General features: G+C 56.0%; 22 protein-coding genes. 13 read left to right on the top strand and 9 right to left on the bottom strand.

Features of this window, described 5'->3' with window-relative positions; genetic code table 11:
* Positions 1-103 precede the first annotated feature (103 nt).
* The 3 genes from A4S02_RS02345 to A4S02_RS02335 all read right to left on the bottom strand — a co-directional run bounded on the left by A4S02_RS02345 (position 104) and on the right by A4S02_RS02335 (position 4,905).
* Positions 104-1,594, bottom strand: coding sequence for a Ppx/GppA family phosphatase (locus A4S02_RS02345; protein ID WP_070322838.1), 1,491 nt, complete (start codon positions 1,592-1,594; stop codon positions 104-106).
* A 97-nt stretch (positions 1,595-1,691) separates the two neighbouring features.
* Positions 1,692-3,977 (bottom strand): RNA degradosome polyphosphate kinase, encoded by a 2,286-nt coding sequence (locus A4S02_RS02340; RefSeq protein ID WP_070322837.1) that lies wholly within the window; start codon positions 3,975-3,977, stop codon positions 1,692-1,694.
* A 160-nt stretch (positions 3,978-4,137) separates the two neighbouring features.
* The gene (locus tag A4S02_RS02335; RefSeq protein ID WP_070322836.1) at positions 4,138-4,905 is read right to left on the bottom strand and encodes a P-loop NTPase family protein; all 768 of its coding nucleotides are present in this window, start codon (positions 4,903-4,905) and stop codon (positions 4,138-4,140) included.
* 111 nt (positions 4,906-5,016) lie between these two features.
* On the opposite strand from A4S02_RS02335, the gene purM reads away from it, so the two are divergent.
* From purM to A4S02_RS02305, 6 genes are all read left to right on the top strand, one after another.
* Entirely contained in the window at positions 5,017-6,099 is a 1,083-nt protein-coding gene (purM, locus tag A4S02_RS02330) for a phosphoribosylformylglycinamidine cyclo-ligase (RefSeq protein WP_019089998.1), read from the top strand.
* Positions 6,096-6,719, top strand: coding sequence for a phosphoribosylglycinamide formyltransferase (purN, locus tag A4S02_RS02325; RefSeq protein WP_070322835.1), 624 nt, complete (start codon positions 6,096-6,098; stop codon positions 6,717-6,719). The genes purM and purN overlap by 4 nt, the downstream gene beginning before the upstream one ends.
* Positions 6,720-6,764: 45 nt before the next feature.
* Positions 6,765-8,087: an RsmB/NOP family class I SAM-dependent RNA methyltransferase gene (locus A4S02_RS02320; protein WP_070322834.1), complete on the top strand. Its 1,323-nt coding sequence runs from the start codon at positions 6,765-6,767 to the stop codon at positions 8,085-8,087.
* A gap of 73 nt (positions 8,088-8,160) precedes the next feature.
* A complete protein-coding gene (gene rpe / locus A4S02_RS02315) occupies positions 8,161-8,838 on the top strand; it encodes a ribulose-phosphate 3-epimerase (RefSeq protein WP_019089995.1) in 678 nt (225 codons plus the stop codon).
* A 99-nt stretch (positions 8,839-8,937) separates the two neighbouring features.
* On the top strand, positions 8,938-10,725 hold the full coding sequence (locus A4S02_RS02310; RefSeq protein WP_070322833.1) for a heparinase II/III family protein: 1,788 nt from the start codon (positions 8,938-8,940) through the stop codon (positions 10,723-10,725).
* Positions 10,726-10,734: 9 nt separating this feature from the next.
* Positions 10,735-11,844, top strand: a complete 1,110-nt coding sequence (locus A4S02_RS02305) for a glycosyltransferase family 4 protein (protein ID WP_070322832.1) — start codon at positions 10,735-10,737, stop codon at positions 11,842-11,844.
* Positions 11,845-11,869: 25 nt separating this feature from the next.
* On the opposite strand, the gene A4S02_RS02300 is transcribed toward A4S02_RS02305, so the two are convergent.
* From A4S02_RS02300 to A4S02_RS02275, 6 genes are all read right to left on the bottom strand, one after another.
* Positions 11,870-12,388 (bottom strand): hypothetical protein, encoded by a 519-nt coding sequence (locus A4S02_RS02300; protein WP_208858906.1) that lies wholly within the window; start codon positions 12,386-12,388, stop codon positions 11,870-11,872.
* 159 nt (positions 12,389-12,547) lie between these two features.
* Positions 12,548-13,222: a DNA polymerase III subunit epsilon gene (gene dnaQ, locus A4S02_RS02295; RefSeq protein ID WP_070322830.1), complete on the bottom strand. Its 675-nt coding sequence runs from the start codon at positions 13,220-13,222 to the stop codon at positions 12,548-12,550.
* Entirely contained in the window at positions 13,219-13,806 is a 588-nt protein-coding gene (coaE, locus tag A4S02_RS02290; protein ID WP_070322829.1) for a dephospho-CoA kinase, read from the bottom strand. The genes dnaQ and coaE overlap by 4 nt, the downstream gene beginning before the upstream one ends.
* Before the next feature lie 16 nt (positions 13,807-13,822).
* Entirely contained in the window at positions 13,823-14,689 is an 867-nt protein-coding gene (locus tag A4S02_RS02285) for a shikimate dehydrogenase (protein WP_070322828.1), read from the bottom strand.
* Complete coding sequence (locus A4S02_RS02280) at positions 14,686-15,465, bottom strand: N-formylglutamate amidohydrolase (protein ID WP_070322827.1); 780 nt, start codon at positions 15,463-15,465, stop codon at positions 14,686-14,688. Before A4S02_RS02280 ends, A4S02_RS02285 begins: the two co-directional genes overlap by 4 nt.
* Positions 15,466-15,567: 102 nt before the next feature.
* Positions 15,568-15,888, bottom strand: a complete 321-nt coding sequence (locus A4S02_RS02275; protein WP_019089987.1) for a hypothetical protein — start codon at positions 15,886-15,888, stop codon at positions 15,568-15,570.
* Between the two features lie 239 nt (positions 15,889-16,127).
* On the opposite strand from A4S02_RS02275, the gene argH reads away from it, so the two are divergent.
* The 7 genes from argH to A4S02_RS02245 all read left to right on the top strand — a co-directional run bounded on the left by argH (position 16,128) and on the right by A4S02_RS02245 (position 24,902).
* Positions 16,128-17,576 carry an argininosuccinate lyase gene (gene argH / locus A4S02_RS02270; protein ID WP_070322826.1) on the top strand — a complete coding sequence of 483 codons (1,449 nt, stop codon included), beginning with the start codon at positions 16,128-16,130 and terminating at the stop codon, positions 17,574-17,576.
* Between the two features lie 4 nt (positions 17,577-17,580).
* Positions 17,581-17,724 (top strand): hypothetical protein, encoded by a 144-nt coding sequence (locus tag A4S02_RS15835; protein ID WP_019089984.1) that lies wholly within the window; start codon positions 17,581-17,583, stop codon positions 17,722-17,724.
* 116 nt (positions 17,725-17,840) lie between these two features.
* A complete protein-coding gene (gene lysA, locus A4S02_RS02265; protein ID WP_070322825.1) occupies positions 17,841-19,184 on the top strand; it encodes a diaminopimelate decarboxylase in 1,344 nt (447 codons plus the stop codon).
* The gene (locus A4S02_RS02260; protein ID WP_070322824.1) at positions 19,181-21,976 is read left to right on the top strand and encodes a DUF4175 domain-containing protein; all 2,796 of its coding nucleotides are present in this window, start codon (positions 19,181-19,183) and stop codon (positions 21,974-21,976) included. The genes lysA and A4S02_RS02260 overlap by 4 nt, the downstream gene beginning before the upstream one ends.
* Before the next feature lie 89 nt (positions 21,977-22,065).
* Entirely contained in the window at positions 22,066-23,052 is a 987-nt protein-coding gene (gene galE, locus A4S02_RS02255; protein ID WP_070322823.1) for a UDP-glucose 4-epimerase GalE, read from the top strand.
* 16 nt (positions 23,053-23,068) lie between these two features.
* Positions 23,069-23,803, top strand: a complete 735-nt coding sequence (locus A4S02_RS02250; RefSeq protein WP_208858934.1) for a trypsin-like serine peptidase — start codon at positions 23,069-23,071, stop codon at positions 23,801-23,803.
* 115 nt (positions 23,804-23,918) lie between these two features.
* Complete coding sequence (locus A4S02_RS02245; protein WP_070322821.1) at positions 23,919-24,902, top strand: zinc-dependent alcohol dehydrogenase family protein; 984 nt, start codon at positions 23,919-23,921, stop codon at positions 24,900-24,902.
* Positions 24,903-24,909 lie beyond the last annotated feature (7 nt).

The raw sequence follows: 24,909 nt of genomic DNA, 5'->3' as shown, positions 1-24,909 counted from the left end.
GCCAACCAACCGCGCCACTGCACCATATCAGGATGTATAAACCGTAATGTGCCCCGATAGATGGGGGTTGTCCACCCCGCACCTGTATCCTGTCTATGGCATATCAGCCGACCAGTTCAATCTCGAAACGTGTTGCAACACCCAAGGCTTGGCCCAAACGTTCTAACCCGCGGCGCACGCTCTCTCCTTTTACGGCCACGCGGGCAGATGTCAGGATCAGCACCAATGCATCTTCTTCCCATTCAAGGGATGTACCTTCCAGCAACCGCCCTGCACCGCCGGAGAGAGAATACGCCAGACGCAGGGCCAGCCCCAGCACCACAGCGCTCTTCCAGTCCTGATCGTTCAACAATGCGCGAGACGTCGCCAAGAAAGGTGCCTGCTGATCTGCGGCGTAACGGATAGCTAGCGCTAACGCCAACCATGCGCGGGAAGGATGGTCAAACCCGCCACTCTGCACACGCAGGATACGCCAGTATGTTTGCTCTGCCCGATATTCCGGGTGATCGTGGCTGCCGATATCAGACAGATAACAAGCCAGATGACGCAAATATTTTTCTTCCGCCGTTTCCTCCGGCCGTAAAAAATCTGTCCACTGCATCAAGGCGTAAGGAAGTGAATTACTGCGCCCAAAACGGACACACATTTCACGCGCCACCACATCCATCGGGTTCTGGGCCAGAATATCCGGCGCAACCTTAAGCATGTACCAGCCCTCGCGCAGGCCATCCACGCAAAAGACAATTTTATCCGGCTGCACCTTCTTCATCAGCCGCCGCAACACCATCGCGGCAAAAGGCGTATCATCCAACCGCTTACGGGGGGCACCGGGCAGACGTTCTAAACTGCGGCGCGAGCTGTTTTGCAGCCAGCCCGTCATTTCCCGTGCTTCTTGCACATCCATTGTATAATAATGCACGATGTTGAGCGGATATTGCGTACGCGCAATCTGAAGCCGCGCCAATGCACGAAACGCCCCACCCACCAGATAAAGCGTGCTGCCTTTTACCTTGGGCAGCCATTCTACGCCGCCAATATCTTTATCTGCCAGATTTTTGGCTTTATCCAGATCTCGGCCAGAACGATCGGCCAGCCGGATCATACCCAGCGGCAAGGTTGTGGCATCATGCCGCCCCTGCGGCGTAAGATGGATGAGTTCTAAAGACCCACCACCTACATCAGCCACCAACCCAGATGCGCCGGGAACACCGCACATAACGCCAATAGCGGAATGATCGGCTTCTTCCTTGCCAGAAAGAATACGGATGGGCACACCGGGCATGCTTTCACGCAGGGTTTGCACAAAAGCAGGCCCATTACTGGCATCCCGCACAGCGGCGGTTGCCAGAATTTCAAACGGATCAGCCTTCATGGCACGGGCAATGGCATGGAAGCGGCTGAGCACTTCCTTCGCCATTTCCACGCCTTCTTCATTCAGCTTCCCCGTTTCGGTCAGCCCGCGCCCCAAACGCAGCACGGCTTTTTCATTGAAAATGGGAAGCGGATTGCGTGAACGTCCTTCAAAAACCACAAGCCTTACGGAATTGGAGCCAAGATCCACCACTGCGGAACGGCACGGTTGATCAGCCTCCATCAGAAGCCCCTCCCCGTTTGCAAAAACTGGCTATGCAGCTTGGAACAACGGGGATGCGATAATCCCGACGCAAGAAAAAAGCTCATGATTTCAGACATCAATCTATCAGCAAGTCCTGTGAAGAGGTCAAAGACGCCGGGGCCCGGATGGGTGTGTCATGCGCGGCTGAGCCCCGTCCGGAAAGTGAAGGATGTGTCATAAACCATTCATGTGCGGAAAAAGGCCGATTTCCGGGGTTTACACGCCGCCATTCTCCATTCTGTTCCAGCATCCATGATTGTAAGGTATCGCGAATGTTGGACACCATGATCTGGCCCAAAACCTGCGCATGCACGGTGGGGTTGGTAATAGGCACCATGCTTTCCACGCGCCAATCCATATTCCGCGTCATCCAGTCTGCCGAAGAAATAAAGACCTTGGCATAGCGCGATGGCAGACGATGTTCGTTACCAAACACAAAAATGCGCGAATGTTCCAAAAAGCGCCCGACAATGGATTTAATGCGGATGTTTTCTGAAAGACCGGGCACACCCGGCCGCAGGCAGCAGATGCCGCGTATAACACCCACAATCTTCACCCCCGCGCAGGAGGCCTTGTACAGGCAATCAATCAGTTCCGGGTCCACCAGCGCATTCATCTTCAACCAGATACTGCCCGGTTTGCCAGCTTTAACGTGATCAATTTCTTCCTGAATCAGTTCCTTCAGCGTGCTGCGAATGGTGATGGGGGAGAAAGCAATTTTCTCCATCTGTGCGGGCATGGCGTAGCCCGTAACGTAATTGAACAAGCGCGCAGAATCCCGCGCCAATGCCGGATCACACGTAAAAAAGGAAAGATCTGTATAAATACGGGCAGTAATGGGGTGGTAATTGCCCGTGCCAAAATGTGCGTAAGAGCGCACAAGCCCGCCTTCTCGCCGCACTACAAGGCTGAGTTTGGCGTGGGTTTTTAAATCCGCAAAACCAAACACCACCTGCACGCCTGCGGCTTCCAGCGCGCGGGAAAGGCGAATATTGGCTTCCTCATCAAACCGGGCTCGCAATTCCACCATAGCGGTTACGGATTTACCGGCCTCTGCTGCCTCAATCAGCGCTTTCACAATGGGTGAATCGCGCGATGTGCGATACAGCGTCTGCTTAATGGCAATCACGTTAGGGTCTAGCGCTGCCTGCCGCAGGAACTGCACCACCACATCAAAGCTTTCAAACGGGTGATGCACCAGCAAATCTTTAGCGCGGATGGCGGCAAAGCAATCGCCATTAAAATCTCGGATACGTTCGGGAAAGCGCGGAGTATAGGGCGGGAACAGCAGATCCGGCCGATCATCCACAATCATCTGCTTCAGATCCACCACGCCGATCATGCCGGAATGTACGGCAATTTCATCGGGCGGCAAATCAAGGTCCGAGGCAATGGCTTCTGTCAATTCCGTCGGCACCCGTTTTTCCATATCCAGATGGATCACCACCCCACGGCGGCGGCGTTTCAGGGCTGTTTCGTAGGAGCGGACAAGATCTTCTGCCTCGTCCTCAAATTCCACATCGGTGTCGCGCACCACGCGCAACACGCCGCTTTCCCCCACTTCCAGACCATCGAACAGACGATCAATAAACAGGGTAATCAGATCTTCCAGACGGAAGAACCGTACCTTCGGTGGATTTGTGGCATCCGTTGCCGGAGTGGGAGATGGCAGGCGAATAAAACGCTCTATCTGCGCAGGCAACAGAATAAGGGCGTTCATGGCAAACAGGCCCGTATCTGCATAAAGCAGGCGTAAACCCAGTGCCAAACCCATATTGGGGATAAACGGCAGAGGATGTGCTGGGTCCACCGCAAGGGGTGTAAGAACCGGAAACACCCTGTCCATAAAGATTTTAGCCAGATATTCCGTATCGGCATCTGTTAGCGCATCTGGTTCACACAGTTCTACGCCCGCTTTAGCCAGTAGGCCGCGCAGTTCTGTCCAGATTCGCTGCTGTTCACGCAGCAGCCTGGCGCAGCGTTCGCGCACAGCCTCAAGTTGCTGGGCTGGCGTGCGGCCATCGGGGGAAAGTTTGGTCAGCCCCTCACGCACCTGCCCGACAAGCCCGGCCACACGTACGGAATAGAACTCATCCAGATTACTGGCGCTGATAGATAAAAAGCGCAGGCGTTCCAGCAAGGGATTGCGGGCGTTATCGGCCTCTTCCACCACACGCTGGTTGAAATCCAGCCAAGACAGCTCGCGGTTGATAAACCGTTCTGGCATTTCCAGAGTGATCTTCCGCTCTGCCGTTTTTCTGCTCTGCCGAGGTTGGCGGGTAGAAGGTTTTCTGGGCGCTGCTTTTCGGGCTGGTGAACGCGCTTTTACAGGGGCCTGCTCTTTTTTATCCTGCGCCGTCACGTTTCTTCCTTTCCTTGTGCTGCATCATGCGCCCCGTTTCCTGCCTTGGGGCAAGCAAAGCTTTACGCAAACACGGCTGGCGCGAAAAGTTCAGCTCATCATTCTGATGATGATGTCATAAAACTGAAACATCACAACACGTTTGAAGCGAATATATTCATTATTCTTCCCGCGCCAGCAGGCTTTCCAGAACATTGGCAGCCAGAGCGCGTGTGACCCGCCCGCCCGATTCTAATGCGGCTTGGTCCAGCATCGCCACGCAATCCCGCATGGCACTTGCGCGGCGTGGCAAGCGGCGCAACAGCCATTCTGTTATCTGTGCGCCCACCACAATCTGGCGTTCAGCCAACAGCCGCAGTAAAAGGCGGTGCAACAGCCCCTCCTCCGCCGAACCTAACGGCACAGAAGCGGTAGCCCGCAGGCGGCTTGCCAAATCTGGCAGCACAACCGGCCAACGTGCTGGCGGCCTGCGGGCTGCCATTAACAAAGCCACACGCCGCTCCCGCGCCAGATTGATAAGGTGCAGCAAGTCCCGCTCATTGGGTACTTTATCGGCATTATCCAATGCAGCGGCACGGAACCCGCCATCCTCAAACAGCATTGCGGCTTCATGCGTGTTCAGGCGGCTGCCTTCCATAATGGGTGCGCCATAACGGCCCGCCCAAATAGAAAGAAGATGCGTTTTGCCCGTGCCACTTTCTCCCCACAGGGCCATGCGGCCTTCTGGCCAACGCGCAGCAGCTTCTGCATCCAGCACCCATGCCCGTGCCGCCGCATTGGAGGGTGCTGCCACAAAGTCCGACCTTCCGAATCGGGGGCGATGCGCAAAGGGCAAGGCAATCTGTTCTGCCTCGCTGGCCTCATTTTGGCGCTTTTGCCCACCCGAAGGCGCGTTTAAGGGGCTTTTTGTTTCATCAATCCGTGTCATGCCGCTTTGCGCGCCGCTTCTCCTGCCGTAAAGACTGTCCTCAAGCGGGAATCCTAACCCACCCTGTCCCGCACATCGACCCTTATTCTCATTCGGACCAAGAGCACGCGCATGACGTCTTCACCTAGCACCCCTTCCTCCGGCCTCACTTACCGTGATTCCGGCGTGGACATTGAAGCAGGCGAAGCCCTTGTTGATGCCATTCGACCGGCGGCCAAAGCCACAGACCGCCCCGGCACAATGGGGGGCCTTGGCGGATTTGGCGCACTGTTTGATCTGAAGGCCGCCGGCTTTAAAGACCCCGTACTTGTGTCCTGCACAGATGGCGTAGGCACTAAGCTGACACTGGCTATTGATAATGACCTGCACGAAACAGTGGGCATTGATCTGGTAGCCATGTGTGTGAACGATCTGATCGTGCAGGGTGCTGAACCCCTGTTCTTTCTGGATTACTTCGCGACAGGCCGTCTGTCTGTTAACAGCGCCGCCAAGGTTGTGCGCGGCATTGCCACCGGGTGCGAACAGTCTGGCTGTGCCCTTGTAGGCGGTGAAACAGCAGAAATGCCCGGCATGTATGCCGATGGGCATTATGATCTGGCTGGTTTTTCCGTTGGTGCGGCAGAACGTGGCGCGCTCCTGCCCTCCGGCATTGCAGAAGGTGATGCCCTTATTGCGCTGCCCTCTTCTGGCGTACATTCCAACGGCTTCTCATTAGTGCGACGCATTGTGGCAGATGCCCATCTGGCATGGACAGACCCCGCAGCCTTTGCCCCGGGCAAAAATCTTGGCGCAGCATTTTTAGAGCCCACACGCCTGTATGTGCGCCCGGTTCTGGCCCTGCATAAAGCCGGCCTGCTGCATGGTGCGGCCCACATTACCGGCGGCGGTCTGCCCGGTAACCTGCCACGCGTGCTGCCTGATGGCTTTGATGCGGTGATTGATCAGGAATGGCCCGTGGCGCCTGTGTTCAAATGGTTGGCCCGCACCGGCAATGTGGATACAGAAGAAATGCTGCGTGTGTTCAACTGCGGTATCGGCATGATCCTGATTACTCCAGAACCCGATGCTGTTCTGGCCCGCCTGCATGATATGGGTGAACCGGCCGTGCGTATTGGGTATATTGCCAAAGCGGCCTCCCCCACCGCCAAGCCTGATCTAAAAATGCAGGCCACTCCGGATTTTCGCGCAGCATGAGCGTTGAAAAAACACCCATTGCCATTTTGATCAGTGGCCGAGGCAGCAATGCCACGGCCTTGATCCGCGCGTGTGAAGATCCTTCCTTTCCTGCCCGTATCTGCCTTGTTTTAAGTAACAACCCGGATGCACCGGGGCTGGAAATGGCTAAAAAAGCAGGCCTGCGCACGCTGGCTGTCAACCATCGTGATTTTGGCAAAAACCGCGAAGCGCATGAACGCGCTGTACACGCGGCCCTAACAGAATCTGGTGCTCAGGCTATCTGCCTTGCAGGCTATATGCGCCTGCTCACCCCGTTTTTAACCGGCGCATGGGCTGGCCGGATGTTGAACATTCACCCCAGCCTGCTGCCTGTTTTTCCCGGCCTGCATACGCATGAACGTGCGCTGCAAGCTGGCGTGCGCGTGCATGGATGCACTGTGCATCTGGTAACAGAAGGCATGGATGAAGGGCCTATCCTGGGCCAGGCCGCTGTGCCTGTTCTGCCGGATGATACCGCAGATACACTTGGGGCGCGCGTTCTGCGGCAGGAACACCAGCTTTACCCGCAGGTGCTCCGCCACTTTCTGCTTCAACGCCCTGTTTCTGCTCCGGCAGAATGCGCCCTGCTTGTTGGGTAAGGCGCTTTTTCCTTTTCTGTTTTCCTGAACGGTTCTGACAGTCTTATGAACACACCAGTACGCGCCCCCCGTTCCCCAAAGCGTGGAAAAGACCGCCCAGCCCCTCCACAGCCTGATCCTACGCGCGATATCGCCTTTGATATTCTGTGCGGCGTGGTGGAACACCGGCGCATGCTGGAAAACAGCCTTTCTCGCTCAGCCGAAGCACATAAGGCCGAACCGCGAGACAGAGCCGCAGCGCACCGCTTGGCCGCAGCAACATTGCGCCATATGGGCACGCTGCGCACTGTGCTGGAACCGTTTTTACGCAAGGAACCTCCAGAACCCGTACGTGTGGCGCTGATGATTGGCTGTGCGCAGCTTCTGTTTTTAGAAACACCTCCGCATGCTGCTGTTGGCACCACAGTTTCCCTCCTGCGCCGGCGCAAGCTGGCCCCATTTGCCGGGCTGGCCAATGCCGTGCTGCGTAAGGTAGCGGCAGAAGGGCAAAACGTGCTGGAAGGGCTGGATCAGGCACGGCTGAATATTCCCGCATGGCTATGGAGCTCATGGAGTGTGCTGGGCCGTGGTGTGCCCCGCGCCATAGCTGAAGGTATCAGCCACGAAGCCCCGCTGGATATTACCCTGCGCCCCGGTGCCACAGCGCCGGAAGGGGGGATTGTGCTGCCCAATGGGTCTGTCCGTTACCCGGCAGGCACCCGCGTTGTTGATCTGACTGGGTATGAAGAAGGCGCTTTTTGGGTACAGGATGCAGCAGCCACACTTCCTGCACACCTCCTGCACGTAAAGAAAGGTGAAAAGGTAGCCGACTTGTGTGCGGCCCCGGGCGGCAAAACCGCGCAGCTTGCTATAACCGGTGCGCAGGTCGCTGCTATTGAGAACAACCCCAACCGTATGGCACGGCTGAAGGAAAATCTGGCGCGTTTGGGCCTTGCCAATGTTGCCACCCTGCAGGCAGATGCTGGCACATGGCAGCCCGATACCCCGCTTGATGCCATTTTGCTGGATGCCCCCTGCTCTGCCACAGGCACGGCACGCCGCCACCCAGATGTTTTGTGGGTGAAACGCCCGCGTGATTTAACAACACTCACCGCCGGGCAAGACCGTTTACTAGAAGCTGCTAAAAACATGCTGCGCCCCGGTGGCCGGCTGGTTTACGCCGTGTGCTCCTTGCAGCAGGAAGAAGGGCCAGACCGCGCCCGTGCGGCAGAAGCCATGGGGCTGGTGCCAGCCCCGTTTACGCCAGAAGAACTGGCCTTTCTGCCAGAAGCCAGAACCCCCGAAGGCTGGCTACGCACCCACCCCGGAATGTGGGCAGACAAAGGCAGCATGGATGGATTTTTTGCCGCCCGCTTTATTCGCCCATAACATTTGCAAAACTGTTTGAAAAAAGACCAAACATACTGTTGCGCACGGGCGTAGGATTGCCGATAAACAGGGTATGCGCCCTGTATCTTATCCCCTTATCGCCCCAAGTGTTCTCGCTGCCGATTTTACCCGGTTGGGAGAAGAAGTTTCAGCGCTCAAGCAGGCTGGGGCAGATTGGGTGCATCTGGATGTTATGGATGGGCATTTTGTGCCCAACATTTCGTTCGGGCCTGCGGTGGTTAAGGCGCTCCGCCCCTGTTCCGATCTGCCATTTGATGTGCACCTGATGATTGCACCGGTGGACCCGTATCTGGAAGCCTTTGCACAAGCCGGGGCAGATCAGATTCTGATCCACATTGAAGCCGGGCCGCATACTCACCGCTCCTTACAGCGCATTCGGGATTTAGGGGCCAAGCCGGGCGTTGTGCTGTGCCCCGCCACACCGCCAGAAGCCATTAGTGAAGTGCTGGACTTGGTGGACATTATTTTGGTGATGACTGTTAACCCCGGATTTGGGGGGCAGAAGTTCCTGTCCAGCCAGCTCCCCAAAATTCGGCGCATTCGCGACATGATCACCCAAAGCGGGCGCGATATCCGGTTGGCTGTAGATGGTGGCATAGATGCCGCAACTGCTCCTCTAGCCATAGATGCTGGCGCAGATGTGCTGATTGCCGGGAGTGCCGTATATGGCAAAAAAGATTATGCCACCGCCATTGCCGCATTGCGCACACATGTTGCTAAGCCAAAATAAAGCCACATCCGGCAAATAAGTCATTCCTTGCATGAATATTCTGCCATAAACAGATCTTAACTTTTTCTGCACCTGCCTTGATGGAGTTCTGAACTTCCAATGCCCCTGCGTCGCTGGACCCGCGGAGCCCGCCTTGCCTATGCCATGCGCAACCCATTGGGAGGGTTTGCCCACGTGCCGGCAGCCCCTGCCGTTGCTTTGCGGGATCTGTGGTCAGGAAACGCTGCTGGGGGTGAACAGCTTGTTCGCAACCAGACACTTTTTGAAGACACCCAACGCCCTCTGATTGAAGGGGAGTGGGATAACCCACAATGGCCAGAAGCCTATCGGCGCTGGTTGCAAGGTTTTACGTGGTTGCAGGATCTGCGGGAACTGGGTGCTGAATCTGCCCGCATTAAGGCCCGTACGCTAGTGGCCCAATGGATGGAGCAAACCCCGGCAGAACGGCCTATTTCAGACCCATCCATAACTGGTGCCCGCTTGGCCGCTTGGTTGGGCTGTTACGAATTTTTTGCGGCATCGGCGGATGATTCTTTCCGTCAGCAGCTTATGGCCTCGCTGATTATGGAAGCGCGTTCCATAATGGCGCTCATGCCAGAGGAAGCCACAGGATGGCGTGCCCTTACCGCCCTTAAAGGGTTGTTGGCTGTTGCAGTTTCCCTGCCTGATTATCCTGAATTTCTAAGCCGTTATCTGCGTTTGATTGATGCCGCCATCAGCCAGCAGATTCTGCCCGATGGCGGCCATATTACTCGCTGCCCGGAAGACCTGTTGCAATGCGTGCGCGAACTGGCAGAAATGCTGTATATTCTACAGGTCGCCCGCGTGCCATTGCCCACCAGCGTGCTGGATGCCGCCAACCGCAGCGCCCCTGCCTTGCGTGCTATGCGGCATGGTGATGGCGGGCTGGCCCTGTTTAATGGCAGCAGTGAACAAAACCCGCAATTTATTGAACACGTGCTCAGCCGTGCATCCCGCACACGCGTTGTAGCTGCGGGCCTGCCAGAATCTGGCTTTGCACGCCTGAACAACGGACGCGCCCTGCTAATTGCCGATGCCGCCTCTGCCGCCCCTGCGGGTTATGATAGCAGCGCACACGCGGGCATGTTGTCCTTTGAGTTTTCATCCGGCAGACAACGGCTGATTGTAAATTGCGGCAGCAGTATCCAACGTGGGTGGGCTGAAGCCTTGCGTTATCCGGCTGCGCACTCTGTTCTGGAACTGGCAGACCTCACCCCCATGCGGTTTGATGCCAATGGCGGCATTTCTCAAAAGCCACAGGTTACACGCCAAACGTCTGTGCAGGATGGCGTGCATTGCCTGAGCATGACGCATGATGGCTACAAGCCCCAAGGGGGTGGCCTGTATTCTCGCAAGATTTATCTGGATAAAGACGGCATGGTTCTGCAGGGCATTGAAAAGCTGGAAGACGTGAGTATTCCAGTGCCGCTTTGCATCCGCTTCCACCTGCATCCTGATGTAAGCATTGAGCAGGAAGAAGATGGCTATTTGCTGCACACGCCAGAAGAAACATGGTTCTTCTGGTCTGACGCTGATATTGAAATAGAAGAAAGCGTTTATCTGGGGCAGGGAAAATGTGAAGCCACACGGCAGTTGGTGCTCATTCCCACTCAATCTCACCAAAACGATGAAAGCGCAGTTTCTTCTCCCGCAATGGAACCGGAAGAACAAGCTGAATTAGCCCCCGCCTCTGCTATGCCGGAAGCACAGATGCCAACAGTGCCAGAAGTAGGTTCTGGCTTGTTGGTTGCCCCTTCTGCCCCCGAGGCCAGTGGCTTGGAAAACACCTTGCTGCCACCGCCGCCAGTGCCTCAGGCCCCAAGCAAACCGCCTATCTGCTGGTCGCTTTCTCTCAAGAATGCGTAATGGGCTGACGTGAAAATTCTGGAAATCACAAACGTCGATTTTTCACTCACTCATTTTCTGTTGCCTCTTATGCGAGAGTTACGGGCAGAAGGGCATGAGGTGATAGGCGTTTGTGCAGATGGCCCTTTGCTTCAACACCCCAGAAGCGAAGGGTTTCGGGTTGAAACACTGCCTTTTGCACGTTCATTTTCCGTGCCTGCGCAGCTACGAGCCTTTTGGGCACTTGTTCGGCTTATAAAAAAAGAAAAGCCGGATTTGGTACACGCCCATATGCCTATTAGCGGCATTCTGGCGCGTGTGGCAGCCAAGTTGTGCGGTGTGCCGCGCATTGCCTATACGTGCCACGGCTTTTTGTTTAACCAACCCGGCTCCCGCCTACGGCGCGGGTTGGCTCTGATGCTGGAAATTCTGTGCGGGCGCATGACTGATGTTTACCTGACCGTCAGCCATGAAGAAGCGCAGGATGCCAAACGCCTGCATATTCACTCCCACCCGGTTGCGATTGGAAATGGGCGGGACCCGGCCCGCTTTCACCCAGATGCGCAAGCCAGAACCCGTATCCGGGCAGAACTGGGCACATCTACGCAAACGCCTGTAATTATTGTTGTCTCTCGCCTTGTACGCCACAAAGGGTATCCAGAACTTCTGGCGGCCATGGAGCGGGTGCCTGAAGCAGAATTATGGATTGTAGGAGAAAGACTGGCATCGGACCACGGTGCCAATATGGATGAATACCTTACCAAAGCACGTGCTGTACTTGGCCCAAGGCTAAAATGCCTTGGTTATCGGGCAGATATTCCGGCTTTACTGGCAGCAGCAGATATTTTTGTGTTGCCCAGCCATTTTGAAGGCCTGCCCATGTCTATTATTGAAGCCATGCTGTGCGGATTGCCAGTAGTTGCTACCAATATACGGGGTTCGCGCGAACAGGTTGTGCCGCGTGCAACCGGGCTACTTGTGCCTCCCGGCACCATAGCAGAACTGGCTAAAACCCTTACAACGCTGGTGCAGAACCCAGCCTTGTGCCAGCGTATGGGCGATGCTGGGCTAAAACGGGCCCTACGCTTATTTGATGAAAAAACAATTCTACAAACAACCACACGCCTGCTGACACATTAAGCCATCAGGCGCGGATGTAATGTATTTAGTGGGCTGATTTCTGACCAACCGACGCCGTTACGACGGGTGTACCTATTTTATTCAGCAAATGAATTGTCAGACGGGAAGGTGATGCCGCAATACGGCCGCCAGAACGGTATTCATCCAGCCGGATGCGCACGCCATCATTATTTTCCATCAGCAGGCCGCCAACACCACGCCCAACTGTGGCCTCACCCGAAAGCGCCCAGAATGTACCTTCAAAATCTTCAATACGCTGAAGGTTGTATACCTTGCCTACACTGTGGCCAGAGGAATACCCAACAGCAATAGCGGAAGTCCCTTTGATTTCAAACGGATACTGGCGGCCACCATATGTTAGCACGCCACGGCCCCATGTATATCCTACACCCAGATCCGCCGAACGCGTATTAAATGTAACTGTTGCCGTAACCGGGCCAAGCATGGTTTCTGCGCCCGCAGGCATGAACCATGCTCCGCACAGCGCCAAGGCAGCAGCAAAATGGCGGGATGCAGAACGCATCAAAGGGCTCCCCGAATTCATTGAAACAACTTACCTTTTCCGTTGCGTAAAAAGCGGTGGAAACGGCTGACAAAACATTTTTGTACATTTTGTCACGTTTTGTAGAATCAAGGATGGCATACCCACCCGCCCCTGCAAAGCCCTTTTCGCAAGAATTCACTACACGGTTTCAATGTGCGGTCAGTGTTCCCAAATGGGCTCTTTCAAGCCGGCAACAAATGCCGCATGTGCTGCTAGTTCCTGCGGTGTTGGCTGCACCCGCACAACCTTGCGGTTCATCGGCCCTTCATACATCACAGAAGGCAGTTGCCCATCTTCTGCCATCAGCCCAAGGCCATGCTGGCGGCCGCCCATAAGTTCCACATACACATCGGCCAGTAGTTTGCAGTCCAGCAGCGCGTTATGGGTGGTTCGGGCAGAAAGATCTACGCCAAAGCGGCGGCACAAGGCATCCAAACTGTTGGGCATGCCGGGAAAGCGCTCTCGCGCCATATCCAGCGTATCCACCATACGGTCCAGCCCCAGCGTTTTCTTACCTGCGCGTTTAAGCTCTGCATTCATAAAGCCAAAGTCAAACCGGGCGTTATGCGCAATCAGTGGGTCATCCCCCACAAAGGCCAGAAAATCATCCGCCACTTCGGCAAATTTGGGTTTGCCTTCCAGATCTGCCCGCGTAAAGCCATGCACGCGGGAAGCCTCCTCCGGCACATCGCGCTCGGGGTCTATCAGCGTATGAAAAGTGCGCCCTGTTGGCAGGTCTCCCACCAGTTCCAGGGCTGCAATTTCAATCACTCTGTCACCCGTTGCCGGGTCCAGCCCTGTGGTTTCCGTATCAAACAGAATGGATCTTTTCATGCCCTCAGGCTCCTGATTATCTGGCGCACCTGCCGCTCTGTTTCCCACATACTACCGCCAGTGTGGATAATCTTGCCGGCTTGGCGCACGCGTTGAGCATCTGGCATTTGCCGCGCTATCAGCTTGCGCGCCTCGGCTGATGGCATGCCTCGCCTTTTGGCCACGCGCCGCGCCTGTACCCAATGTGGGGCGGATACCACCAAAACATCATCACATTCACGCTGGGCACCTGTTTCATACAGCAATGGAATATCCAGCACCACACAATGCGCCCCCTGCAAGCGCTGCATGCGTAAAAACCGTGTACGCGCAGCCCGCACCATAGGGTGGATGATGTGTTCCAGTTTTTTCAGCAGTGCCGGTTCTTTTATCACAGCTTGCCGCAATATGGCTCTATCCAAGTGTCCGTTTTGCACAGCATGCGGCACCAGTTGCGCTATGGCGGGCAAGGCGGCCCCATGATCCGCCTGCAAGCTGCGCACTTCGGCATCTGCATCAAATATCGGCAAGCCTGCACGCTGCAACAATGTGGCCACGGTGCTTTTGCCCATGCCCATACCGCCAGTAAGGCCCAGAATTTTCATGCCCTTACTGTAACCCTTAGAAACTTTCCTGCACAAAAGCTTCCGTTGCGGCATCCACTTCTGGGTTCACGCCATACCATTTTTGAAAACCCAGCCGTGCCTGATGCAACAGCATACCAAGCCCACCCAAAGTGTGCAGACCAGCAGACTGAGCTTCTGCCAACAACGGCGTTATGCGCGGTACATACACAATATCCGCCACCACCAGTTCCTTGCCCGCATGCGCCAAGGAAGGCCGGAACGCCGCATCCGGGCCACCTTCCATACCCAAAGATGTGGTGTTTACCAGCAGACTAAACGTGCCAAGGCGTTGTTCCCACGCATTCCACGGCACCACGTCCAGCCCCGGCAGAGCTTTTGCCAGTTCTTCTGCTCGCCCTTGGGTGCGATTGGTAACGGCAACACGCAGGCCACAATCCTGTAAAGCGGCAGCAACAGATCGTGCAGCCCCACCAGCACCTAGCAGCAGAGCCTGTGCCTGTTTGGGCGGATTTAATCCTGCGGCTTCCATACTGGCGACAAAACCTGCGCCATCTGTTGAGTAACCATGAATTTTGCCGTCATCTTCAAACACCAGCGTGTTCACGGCACCTGCACGCTGGGCGGAATGGTCCAGCACATCCGCAATTTTAAAGGCGGCTTCCTTGTGCGGAATGGTCACATTCGCGCCCCGAAAGCCCGCTGCCTGCAAGCCCAGAACGGCTGCTACAAACGCATCTGGCTCAACGGGCAGCGGCACATAAGCGCCATCCACGCCATAACGCCGCAACCAGTAATTATGCAGCACGGGAGAGCGCGAATGTGCAACGGGCCAGCCCAGAACACCCGCCAGCTTGGCCTTGCCCGTAATAATCTGCGGCTTGGCTGTATCTGTGGCGGTCATGCGCTTTCTCCATACTGTTCACAAAACTGCTGCCATGCCTGTGGCAGCACGCGGGCCAGACGGTTTGCCCATTCGGTCTGCCCGGCATCATCGGCGATCAGATCCTGCCGAATTTCAATTTCAATATGCGGCAGTTCACGCTGCTCACCATGCTGAGGGATGGTGTAATCTGATGTATCTGTCAGGGCGTAGGGTTCGTTATCCCCCACCACCAAGCCAGCCTTTTGCAAAAGAGCAATCATGATACGAGCCAGCCGGGAATCATGATTATGCAAAAGCCCTGCATGCCACGGGCGCTGTTTGCCGTGCATGGATGGCGTAAAACTGTGTAGTGCCACAACCACCGTTTGGCGGCCAGCGGCCACATGGGCGTCCAGTTCCTGCCGAATACGGGCGTGATAAGGGTGCAGAATTGTTTGCTCCCGCCAAGCCCGATCCTGCGCCGAGATATTCTGGTTGCGCGGCACTGTTGTGCCATCGCTTACCTGCACGATGGAGGTTGGGTGGCCGGGCGCACGGTTACAATCAATCACCAAGCGGGAATATACCTGCTCAATCAACACAGCAGGCAGCAGATCAGCCAGTTTGCGGCCTACGCCATCTATGCCGATATCCCAGCCAATATGGCGCGCACGTTCCTGCGCACTTAGCCCCAGATCACCCAGTTCAGGCGGAATGGCACGGCCTGCATGGTCACTTACCAGCACAAAGGGGCCACCTTCATCCCGGCCATGCACCACAAAACTTTCTGCCATCAGCACCTGATCAACAGACATGCCTCTTCCACCTCCTGCATCGCACGGCATGGTGCGGAAAAAGCAGGTAACGCCTACCCTTTCCGCCATGCCACAGAACACTCTCGTTCGGGTTTGAAAAACTTATTTGGCGGAAGATACCACAACAGCAGCCAGATCGGCCTGTGCACGTACCTGCCCTGCGTCTTCCCCCGTCAGGCCTTCTGCATCCAACCCGCTATCATCGAGTTCGTACACCAGATAGGCCGGATCTGCGCCATCCAGCGATTCTTCGCCGCCAACATCGTAACTACGAGCCGCCACATATTCCGGGCCGCGCATTTTGCCTTCCAAGCGCTCAACAGCCACAACCGGGCTTTCTGCGCGCATAACTTCCAAAAGCACATTCGGGCCGGGATCAATCACGGCAAAGGTTGTAAGCTTGTGTGGTGTTGTCATGTTCATGAACTCCCTGAATTTCACTTGCTTTTAAGCAGAGAATTGCCGCCGGGCACAGCCCTTTCCCGCACCGCAGCGCACAGAACAGCCCCGCCGCAGGATCGGCCCTGCCACGCCCTTTGCCCAAACCGGCATTTGCGCCCTAGGGCGCGCAACATTACTGTGGCATCTTTGCATCCGCGCCGCGGCAGTATAAGCCAACGCCTGAGCACATCTTACGCAGCAGGACGGAATTAGGGCCTAAAATGTCTCTGAACAGCCAGAACAGCACGGAAACGGAAAACCAGAAAAACGCCAACGCCCAGTGGGGTGGGCGGTTTGCCGGTGGCCCTTCTGAGATCATGCAGGCCATCAATGCCTCCATCGGCTTTGATAAGGTGATGTGGAAGCAGGATATTGCCGGCTCCCTCGCCCATGCTGCCATGTTGGCGCATGTGGGCATTATCTCCAAGGATGATGAAGCCACCATCCGCAAGGGGCTGACAGAAATCGGGCAGGAAATTGCAGCTGGCAACTTCCCCTTTTCCGAAGCGCTGGAAGATATTCACATGAATATCGAAGCCCGGCTGTCTGACCGGATTGGTGAGGCCGGAAAGCGCCTGCACACTGCCCGCTCCCGCAATGATCAGGTTGCAACAGATTTCCGCCTGTGGGTGCGTGATGCCATTGATGGGCTGGACCAGCAGGTTGCCGCCCTTATGCGCTCTCTCGCCCGCCGGGCAGAGGAACACGCCGCCACCCCCATGCCGGGCTTTACGCACCTGCAAACCGCACAGCCAGTCACATTCGGCCACCACCTGATGGCGTATGTGGAAATGCTGGCGCGGGATCGGGGCCGTCTGGCAGACACACGCAAGCGCCTGAATGAATGCCCGCTGGGTTCGGCCGCGCTGGCAGGCACATCCTTCCCCATTGATCGGAAGATGACCGCCGAACTGCTGCATTTTGACCGCCCTACCGCCAATTCTCTGGATTCTGTATCCAACCGTGATTTTGCGTTGGAGTATCTTTCTGCGCTGTCCATTATGGCCATGCATCTTTCGCGCATGGCGGAAGAAATAGTCATCTGGTGTTCCTCTCCTTTCTCCTTCATCCGTCTTTCAGATGCGTTCACCACCGGCTCTTCCATCATGCCGCAAAAGCGCAACCCAGATGCAGCAGAACTGGTGCGCGCCAAAACCGGACGCATGACCGGCAGCCTTGTTAGCCTGCTAACGGTTATGAAAGGCCTGCCACTGGCCTACGCCAAGGATATGCAGGAAGATAAGGAACCCGTATTTGAAGCCACGGATGCCGCTGTTCTCTCTCTTGCCGCATGTGATGGTATGGTGCGGGATATGACAGCCAACACCGCCCAGATGCGCGCGCTGGCAGGTTCCGGTTATTCCACAGCCACAGATATTGCAGACTGGCTGGTGCGGGTGCTGAAAGTGCCATTCCGCACAGCACACCACGTAACTGGCCGCTTGGTTGCGAAAGCCGAGGAAAAAGGCGTTGGGCTGGCAGATCTGACATTGCAGGAAATGCAGGCTGAAGAACCCGGTATTACGGATGATATCTATTCGGTTCTCAGCGTAGATGCCTCTATTGCATCACGCACCAGCGAAGGTGGCACCGCACCGGGCAATGTAAGTGCGCAAGCGCAGCGTTGGCTGAAAACTCTGGGTGCAGAACCCACCGTAACAGGGCAGTAAAACCATGAATTACCGCCTGATTTTTGGCCTTGCGCTAGCCACTATCTTGTTTCTGCCTTTGGCAGCCTGCGGCAAAAAGGGCACGCCGCATCAGCCCGGCCCACAAAATAAAATTACCTACCCGCGGATGTACCCACCGGATGAATAAGACCGCAGTGCGCACTATATTGGTTTGATACTGCACCGCACAACATAACCTGCCATGCCGAGGCTTTCTTGGCGTGGCCTCCTGCTCCTTTTTTGCAATCAGGGTCTTTACGCCTCATGGCCGAAACACCTGTTTATACCGATGCCGACCCAACACTGGCAGAACTGTTACATACGCACCCGCAGCTTACAGTTGACCCCACCTGTGGATTGATGCTGGAAGGCGTGGCCCTGAACGCCATAGCTGATTCTGTTGGCACGCCCTGTTGGGTATTAGGGGCTGGCACGCTGCGCGCGCGTATGCAGCGTATGCACACAGCCATGAGCAATGCCGGGCTGGATGTTTCCATCCATTATGCCGTGAAAGCCAATGATCATCTGGCCATTCTTACCCTGATCGGTCAGGAAGGGTTTGGGGCGGACATTGTAAGCGGTGGTGAGCTGGCACGCGCCTTAAAGGCGGGCATTCCAGCAGACCACATTGTGTTTTCCGGCGTTGGCAAAACAGATGCCGAACTGGAACAGGCCATTAGCCACGGCATTGGCCAGATTAACGTGGAAAGTGCGGAAGAGCTGGAAGCTATTTCAGCCATCGCCAGCAAACTGGGCAAACAGGCCACTATTACGCTGCGCGTAAACCCGGATGTGGATGCCAAAACCCACGCCAAAATTACAACCGGCTTGGCCGCCAATAAATTTGGCATTCCGTTTCAAGATGCCGCAGCACTATATGCCCATGCGTTTACCCTCCCCGGTGTACGCCCTGTTGGGTTTGCCACCCATATTGGCAGCCAGATTTTAACTACAGCCCCTTATCGTGCAGCCTATGCCCGCGTGGCGGAGCTGGTGCACACCGTGCGCGCCGCAGGCAATGCTGTAAGCGTTGTAGATTGTGGCGGCGGCCTTGGCATTTGCTACCGCAATGAAACCGAAGGTCAGCCCGAAGCTCTTGCAGGCGCCATTAAGGCAGAACTGGGGGGGCTGGGCGTAAAACTGGCAATTGAACCGGGGCGTTGGCCCATTGGCCCGGCAGGTGTACTGCTCAGCAGCGTTATCCTGCGTAAAGCACAAGGCATGGATGTACCTTTCCTTGTGCTGGATACGGCCATGAACGAACTGCTGCGCCCCAGCATGTATGATGCGTGGCATGGTATTCTGCCGCTGGCACCGCAGGCGTTCAGCCAGCCTGTTTCCTTGACCCATGTGGTTGGCCCTGTGTGCGAAAGTGGAGATACATTTGCGCGTGACAGGCTTTTGCCCCCGCTGGCACGCAATGCACGTATAGCCCTGTTGGATACAGGCGCGTATGGTGCGGTTATGAGTTCCACTTACAATAGCCGCCCGCTTGCCGCAGAAGTTCTGGTTGAAGATGGCCAGTGGCAGGTGATACGCCAAAGGCAGAGCGTTGAAGAACTGTGGCAGGATGAAACTGTGCCCTCCCACCTTGCCAAAGCCACATGAACCAAGGCGGTCTGCACCAATCCCTGACCGCCTCCACCGCTGAGGATGGAGCGCTGGCGGAGCGCCTTGCCACCGCACGCCGCCACGCCGCCATTGTTTTGCGGATAGAACGGCTGTGGCCTGCACTGCAGCCTGCTCTTGCCCTGCTGGGCATTTACTGCGTGGCCTCTTTGCTGCGTATGCCCCAGCACCTGCCAGATGGCATCCGGTTGCTACTGGTGGCCGGATGGCTAAGCTTATGTGGCTGGCGGCTGCACAAGGATATTGAAAACCTTACGCCCCCCACCCCAAGCGAAGTTGACCGGCGGATTGAACAGGCATCCAACCTACACAACCGCCCCCTTGCTACGCTGACAGACCACCCTGCGGGCACATCCTCTCAAAGCTCCATTACCTTATGGCAAGCGCATCAACAGCGCATTCTGGCATCACTCGGCACGTTACGGGCAGGCTGGCCGCGCCTTTGGCCGCAAGCCCGCACGCGGCAGATTGGGGCTTGGGTGTTGGTTGCAGCCCTTGCAGGCACTGCTGGGCTTGCGGGTTCCTCCGCACCGGGGCGTATTCTTGCCGGGTTTATCCCGGGGCGGGATGATCCTGATGTGCCTTTCCCGCGTGTAGAGGCATGGATAACCCCACCTGCTTATGCGCCGGATGCCCCGGTTTTTCTGGGCAATATCAAAACACCACCCCAAACGCCGCAAGGGGCACACCTTACCGCTATTGTTACAGGCTTGGCCTCACACCCTACCTTGGGGGAACAAGGCGGCATGGTGCTGCATGATGCCACGCGCCACAAGCTGGATGGCCATAGTTGGAAGCTGGATGTGGTGCTGGAGCATTCTGGCACCGTACGCCTTACAGGCCGTGGCCGCACATTAGCCCAATGGCCTGTCACCGTTCTGCCGGATGCAAACCCCAGCGTGAAATGGGGGCCTAACCCTGGCTCCCCCCGTAAGGAAGAATGGCGCACACTTTTACCGTATGAGGCCAGCCATGCCTACGGTTTGGCGTCCCTTAAAGTGGAACTGCATCTGGCTCATGCCAAACATGGGGCGGAACGCACACTCACTATTCCTCTCCCCCTTGTTGGGCACCCCAAATCTGTAAAAGGCGCCATCAGCCCCGATCTGTCGGAAGATCCTTGGGCAGGTGAAACCGTAACCGGCCGCGTGATTGCCACCTCCGTAAGTGGGCATGAGGGCATGAGTGCCCCCGCCACATTCCGTATGGGCGCGCGTGTTTTTCACTCCCCTATTGCTCGCGCTTTGCTGGATGTGCGCAAACGCTTCGCACTAGGGCAGGAAAGCCGGCCAGATGCTGCATTAGATCTGGAGGCACTGGCCGATGCCCCCGGCCCTGTGCGTGAGCATACCGGCATGCTGCTGGCACTCAGTAGCGTGGTGGCCATGCTAGATGACAGTCTGACAGACACCGCCACCGCCCGCGCTGGAGCCACAAACCTGCTATGGGATCTGGCGCTGGATATAGAAGACCGCCGTAAAGGGGATGATGCAAGTGCTCAGGCATCTATTGATGTGCGTGCAGCCCAAGCTGCCGTGGCACAGCAACTCCAGCACATGCACGAAAATGGGCAGCAAGGGCAACAAGCCCAGCAGGAACTGGAAGACAGACTAAAAACCCTGCAAAACGCCATCAGCCGCAAAATGCAGGCGCTGGCTCATCAGGCCATGAAAGACCACACTGTTATCCCTGATCTTCCGGGCTTTACCAGCGCGGGTAATCAGGCTTTTTCCCGCCTAATGCGCCAGCTTCAGTCCGATGCTTCCAATGGTCATGCGGATGAAGCGCTCAAACGTTTGCAGGATATGGAAAACGCCACCGAACGCATGCGCAACGCCACGCCGCAGGATATGGCAAACTTGGCGCAGCAGATGATGGCGCAGCAAAAAATGCGCGAACAAGCTGCCGCCCTGCATGATCTGGCCGGCAAACAAACCACCCTGTTGGACCATGCACAATCTCGCCTTGATGAAAACCTGAAAGCGCAGGCCCAGAAACAAAGTGATCTGGCAGACGACGGTGATGGTGAGGCCGATTACGCCAACATGCCGACATCCGAATTGTTGCGCCGCCTTGGCCTGCCTACGCCGCCGGGTTCGGAAGGTGCGCAGCCTACACCGCCGCCGCCCTCGCAGCCCGAAACACCGGCCATGCCTGATCCTGCAAAAGCAGAGGCTCAAGCCGCTACCCGCCGCAATGAACGTGCTATGCAGCATGCGTTGGAACACGCGCTAGATGAGCTAAAAGACGAATTTAAAGATCTAACTGGCAAAACCCCCGGCGCTTTTGATGAAGCCCGCAAAAACATGCAGGATGCCCGCAAGGCGCTGGCCGATGGGGATGATGCCGCCGCCGCTAATGCTGAGGAAAAAGCGCTGGAAGCCCTGCGCAAAACACGCCAGCAAATGCAGGATGCCGTTAAGGGCAATGGCAAAAACAGTATCCCCAGCTTTTTGCCTGCTCTTGGCAGCCCGTCTGATGGATCTTCTGGTTCTGGCAGTGCATCCGATGGCCAGAATGGCTCTGGCACACCTTCTGATTCCTCTGAAAATCAGGAAGAAGAAGATAAACAGGGCGGCAAGCGCGATCCGTTGGGCCGTAAACTGGGTGAAGGCAAGGATCAGACAGAGGATGATTCCACCCACATTCCAGACAACGTAGCGCGCCAGCGTGCCAGAGAAATTGAGCAGGAACTCAGGCGGCGTGATTCAGACCGCACACGCCCGCAGCAGGAACTGGATTATCTTGACCGCCTGCTCAAACCGTTCTGAAACATAAATTAGGCACGCTAATTCTACTCGGCTTAGCAACACGGCCAGCCGGATAAGACTTTTTACATTGCACGGAGCAAAAAGAGAGTATGGCTCGTTTTCTGGTAACCGGTGGCGCTGGGTATGTTGGCAGCCACGTTGTTCTGGCCCTGTTGGATGATGGGCACGACGTTGTTGTGCTGGACAACCTGCGCACTGGCCACCGCGCTGCCGTGCCAGAACAGGCTACTTTTGTGCAAGGCGATATTTCAGACATTTCTTGTCTGGATAAGGTTCTTTCCTCTGGCCCGTGGGATGGGATTCTGCATTTTGCAGCACTCTCCTTGGTGGGGAAAAGCATGCAAAACCCCATGATGTACATGACAGCCAATGCTGGTTATGGCTTTGGGCTGATTGATGCCTGTGTCCGCCATGGTGCGAAACGCTTTGTGTTTTCCTCCACCGCCAATCTGTTTGGTTCCGCCGGGGAAGGCCCAATTAACGAGGATGCTCCCATCAACCCCGGCTCCCCTTATGGTGAGAGCAAATATATGGTGGAACGCGCCCTGTATTGGGCAGACAAAATTCATGGCCTAAAAAGTGCGTGCCTGCGGTATTTCAACGCCGCTGGGGCTGATCCGGCTGGCCGCGCGGGGGAAGACCATCGCCCAGAAACGCACCTGATCCCGCTGGTAATTGATGCTGCCTTGAAACGCCGCCCTGCCCTGACCCTGTTTGGTGAGGACTACCCCACGCCAGATGGCACCTGTATTCGTGATTATGTGCACGTTACAGATCTAGCACGTGCACATCTGGCCGTATTGCCGCTACTGAATGATAAAAGTGTAGTGTTTAACGTTGGCACAGGGCGCGGTAACTCCAACCGTGAAATTATTGATGCCGTTGCCCGCGTAAGCAATTTGGAGGTGCCTTGGCAGGCGGGCCCGCGCCGTGCGGGTGATCCGGCTAGCTTGGTTGCCAGCCCAGCCCGCTTGATGGAAGCAACCGGTTGGGCACCAGAGTTTACGGATATTGATCGGATTGTGGAAACAGCCTTCAACTGGCGCAAAAACCATCCGCAGGGTTATGACGCGTAACCTTCTTTTTTCCTGCATGGTAGCATTTACCGCTGCCATGCAAACTGCCTTTGCAGGCCATGCTGCCTTGGCTGAAGGCCCAGCTTATCGCACGCATCTGGCTGGTGTGGGGCTACATGACCCACGCCAAAGAGTGGATGCCACACAGCCGCCTTGGTCTGCCGTGGGGCGTGTGCAAACAGAACTGGGCAGCCGGTGCACCGGTTTTTTAATTGCGCCTAACGTGGTGGAAACTGCTGGGCACTGCCTATGGCTCAGCCATGTGCGCGGGTTTGTGCAGCCTGAAAGCGTGCATTTTTTACGTGCCTATACGGGGGACCATTACATGGCCCATGCCCGTGCCGTGCAAATTATTATTCCTCCCAGTTACAGAACGGATCAGGAAAACAATAGCGGCGGGCTAGACCATGCCACGCTTATTCTGGACCATGCCATCGCCAAACCGGGTGAGGTTTTCCATATTAATACGCCCCAACAGGCCCTTACACCCGGAATGCCTGTTGTATTGGGCGGTTATGAGCAAAATCAGCCAGATATCATCACGGCTGATCAGAACTGCCATTTTTTAAGCATTACGCAAGATGGTGGCGGAAACCCCATGCTAGTGCATAATTGCGCTGGCACACATGGCAGCAGCGGCGCGCCTTTACTGTTTCATGATCAGGTTGGATGGCATGTTATTGGTGTGCAGGTTCAGGCATTCACCAATGGTGCTGGTGGCCGTGCTGTGCCACTTTTAAGCCAGAACTAGCAAAAATCCCGCGGTAACTGCGACAGATCAAGGACATCTCACTTTCTCCTGCGCAGGGTATCTTTCAGTCTGGTAGAAAAATGCCAAGGTTTGATACCGCAGAAAGGAAAGCTCCATGTTTGCCATGCGTCTGCACCAGCCCAAAACACCCCTGCAATGGGAGGAAGTGGCAGACCCGGTGCCCGGCCCCGGTGAAATTCGGGTAAAAGTGCTGACCTGCGGTGTGTGCCGCACAGATTTACACGTGGTAGATGGAGACCTCACACACCCCAAGCTACCTATTATTCCCGGCCACGAAATTGTCGGGCGGATTGACCAGATTGGCTCCGGTGTTACCTCTCTGTCTGTTGGGCAGCGCGTAGGTATTCCGTGGTTGGGGCATACATGCGGGCACTGTTTTTATTGCAGTGATCATCATGAAAACCTGTGTGATCATCCCGTATTTACCGGTTACACGCGAGATGGCGGTTACGCCACAATGGCCGTAGCCGATGCGCGCTTTGCCTTCCCGCTGGGGGAGGAAGGATCTGATGTAGAAGTCGCGCCTCTTTTATGTGCTGGGCTTATTGGCTGGCGCTCCTTGGTAAAAACCGGAAATGCGCAAAAAGTGGGACTATATGGATTTGGTGCTGCGGCCCATATTATTGCGCAGGTTCTGGTCTGGCAGAAAAAGCAGGTTTACGCTTTTACCCGTCCCGGTGATGCAAAAACCCAAGCCTTTGCGCGCGAGTTAGGGGCAACATGGGCTGGGGGCTCTGATGAACTGCCGCCAGAACAATTAGATGCCGCCATTATTTTTGCACCTGTGGGGGCCTTGGTGCCAGCGGCCCTTAAAACTCTGCGTAAAGGCGGACGCGTGGTATGCGCAGGTATTCATATGAGCGAAATACCTGCCTTTTCTTACGATATTTTGTGGGAAGAGCGTGAAATTGTTTCCGTTGCTAATCTCACACGTCAGGATGGGTTAGATTTTCTGTCTATCGCGCCCAAAATTGGCATTCACACCACAACAACCACATATGCCCTGAAAGACGCTAACAAGGCGCTGGATGATTTACGGCATGGGCGGTTTGATGGTGCCGCCGTGCTGGTGCCCTAAACGCCAG

This window comes from Acetobacter ascendens (assembly GCF_001766235.1).
Classification (GTDB): Bacteria; Pseudomonadota; Alphaproteobacteria; order Acetobacterales; family Acetobacteraceae; genus Acetobacter; species Acetobacter ascendens.
This window is presented reverse-complemented; position numbering and strand designations above follow the sequence as displayed.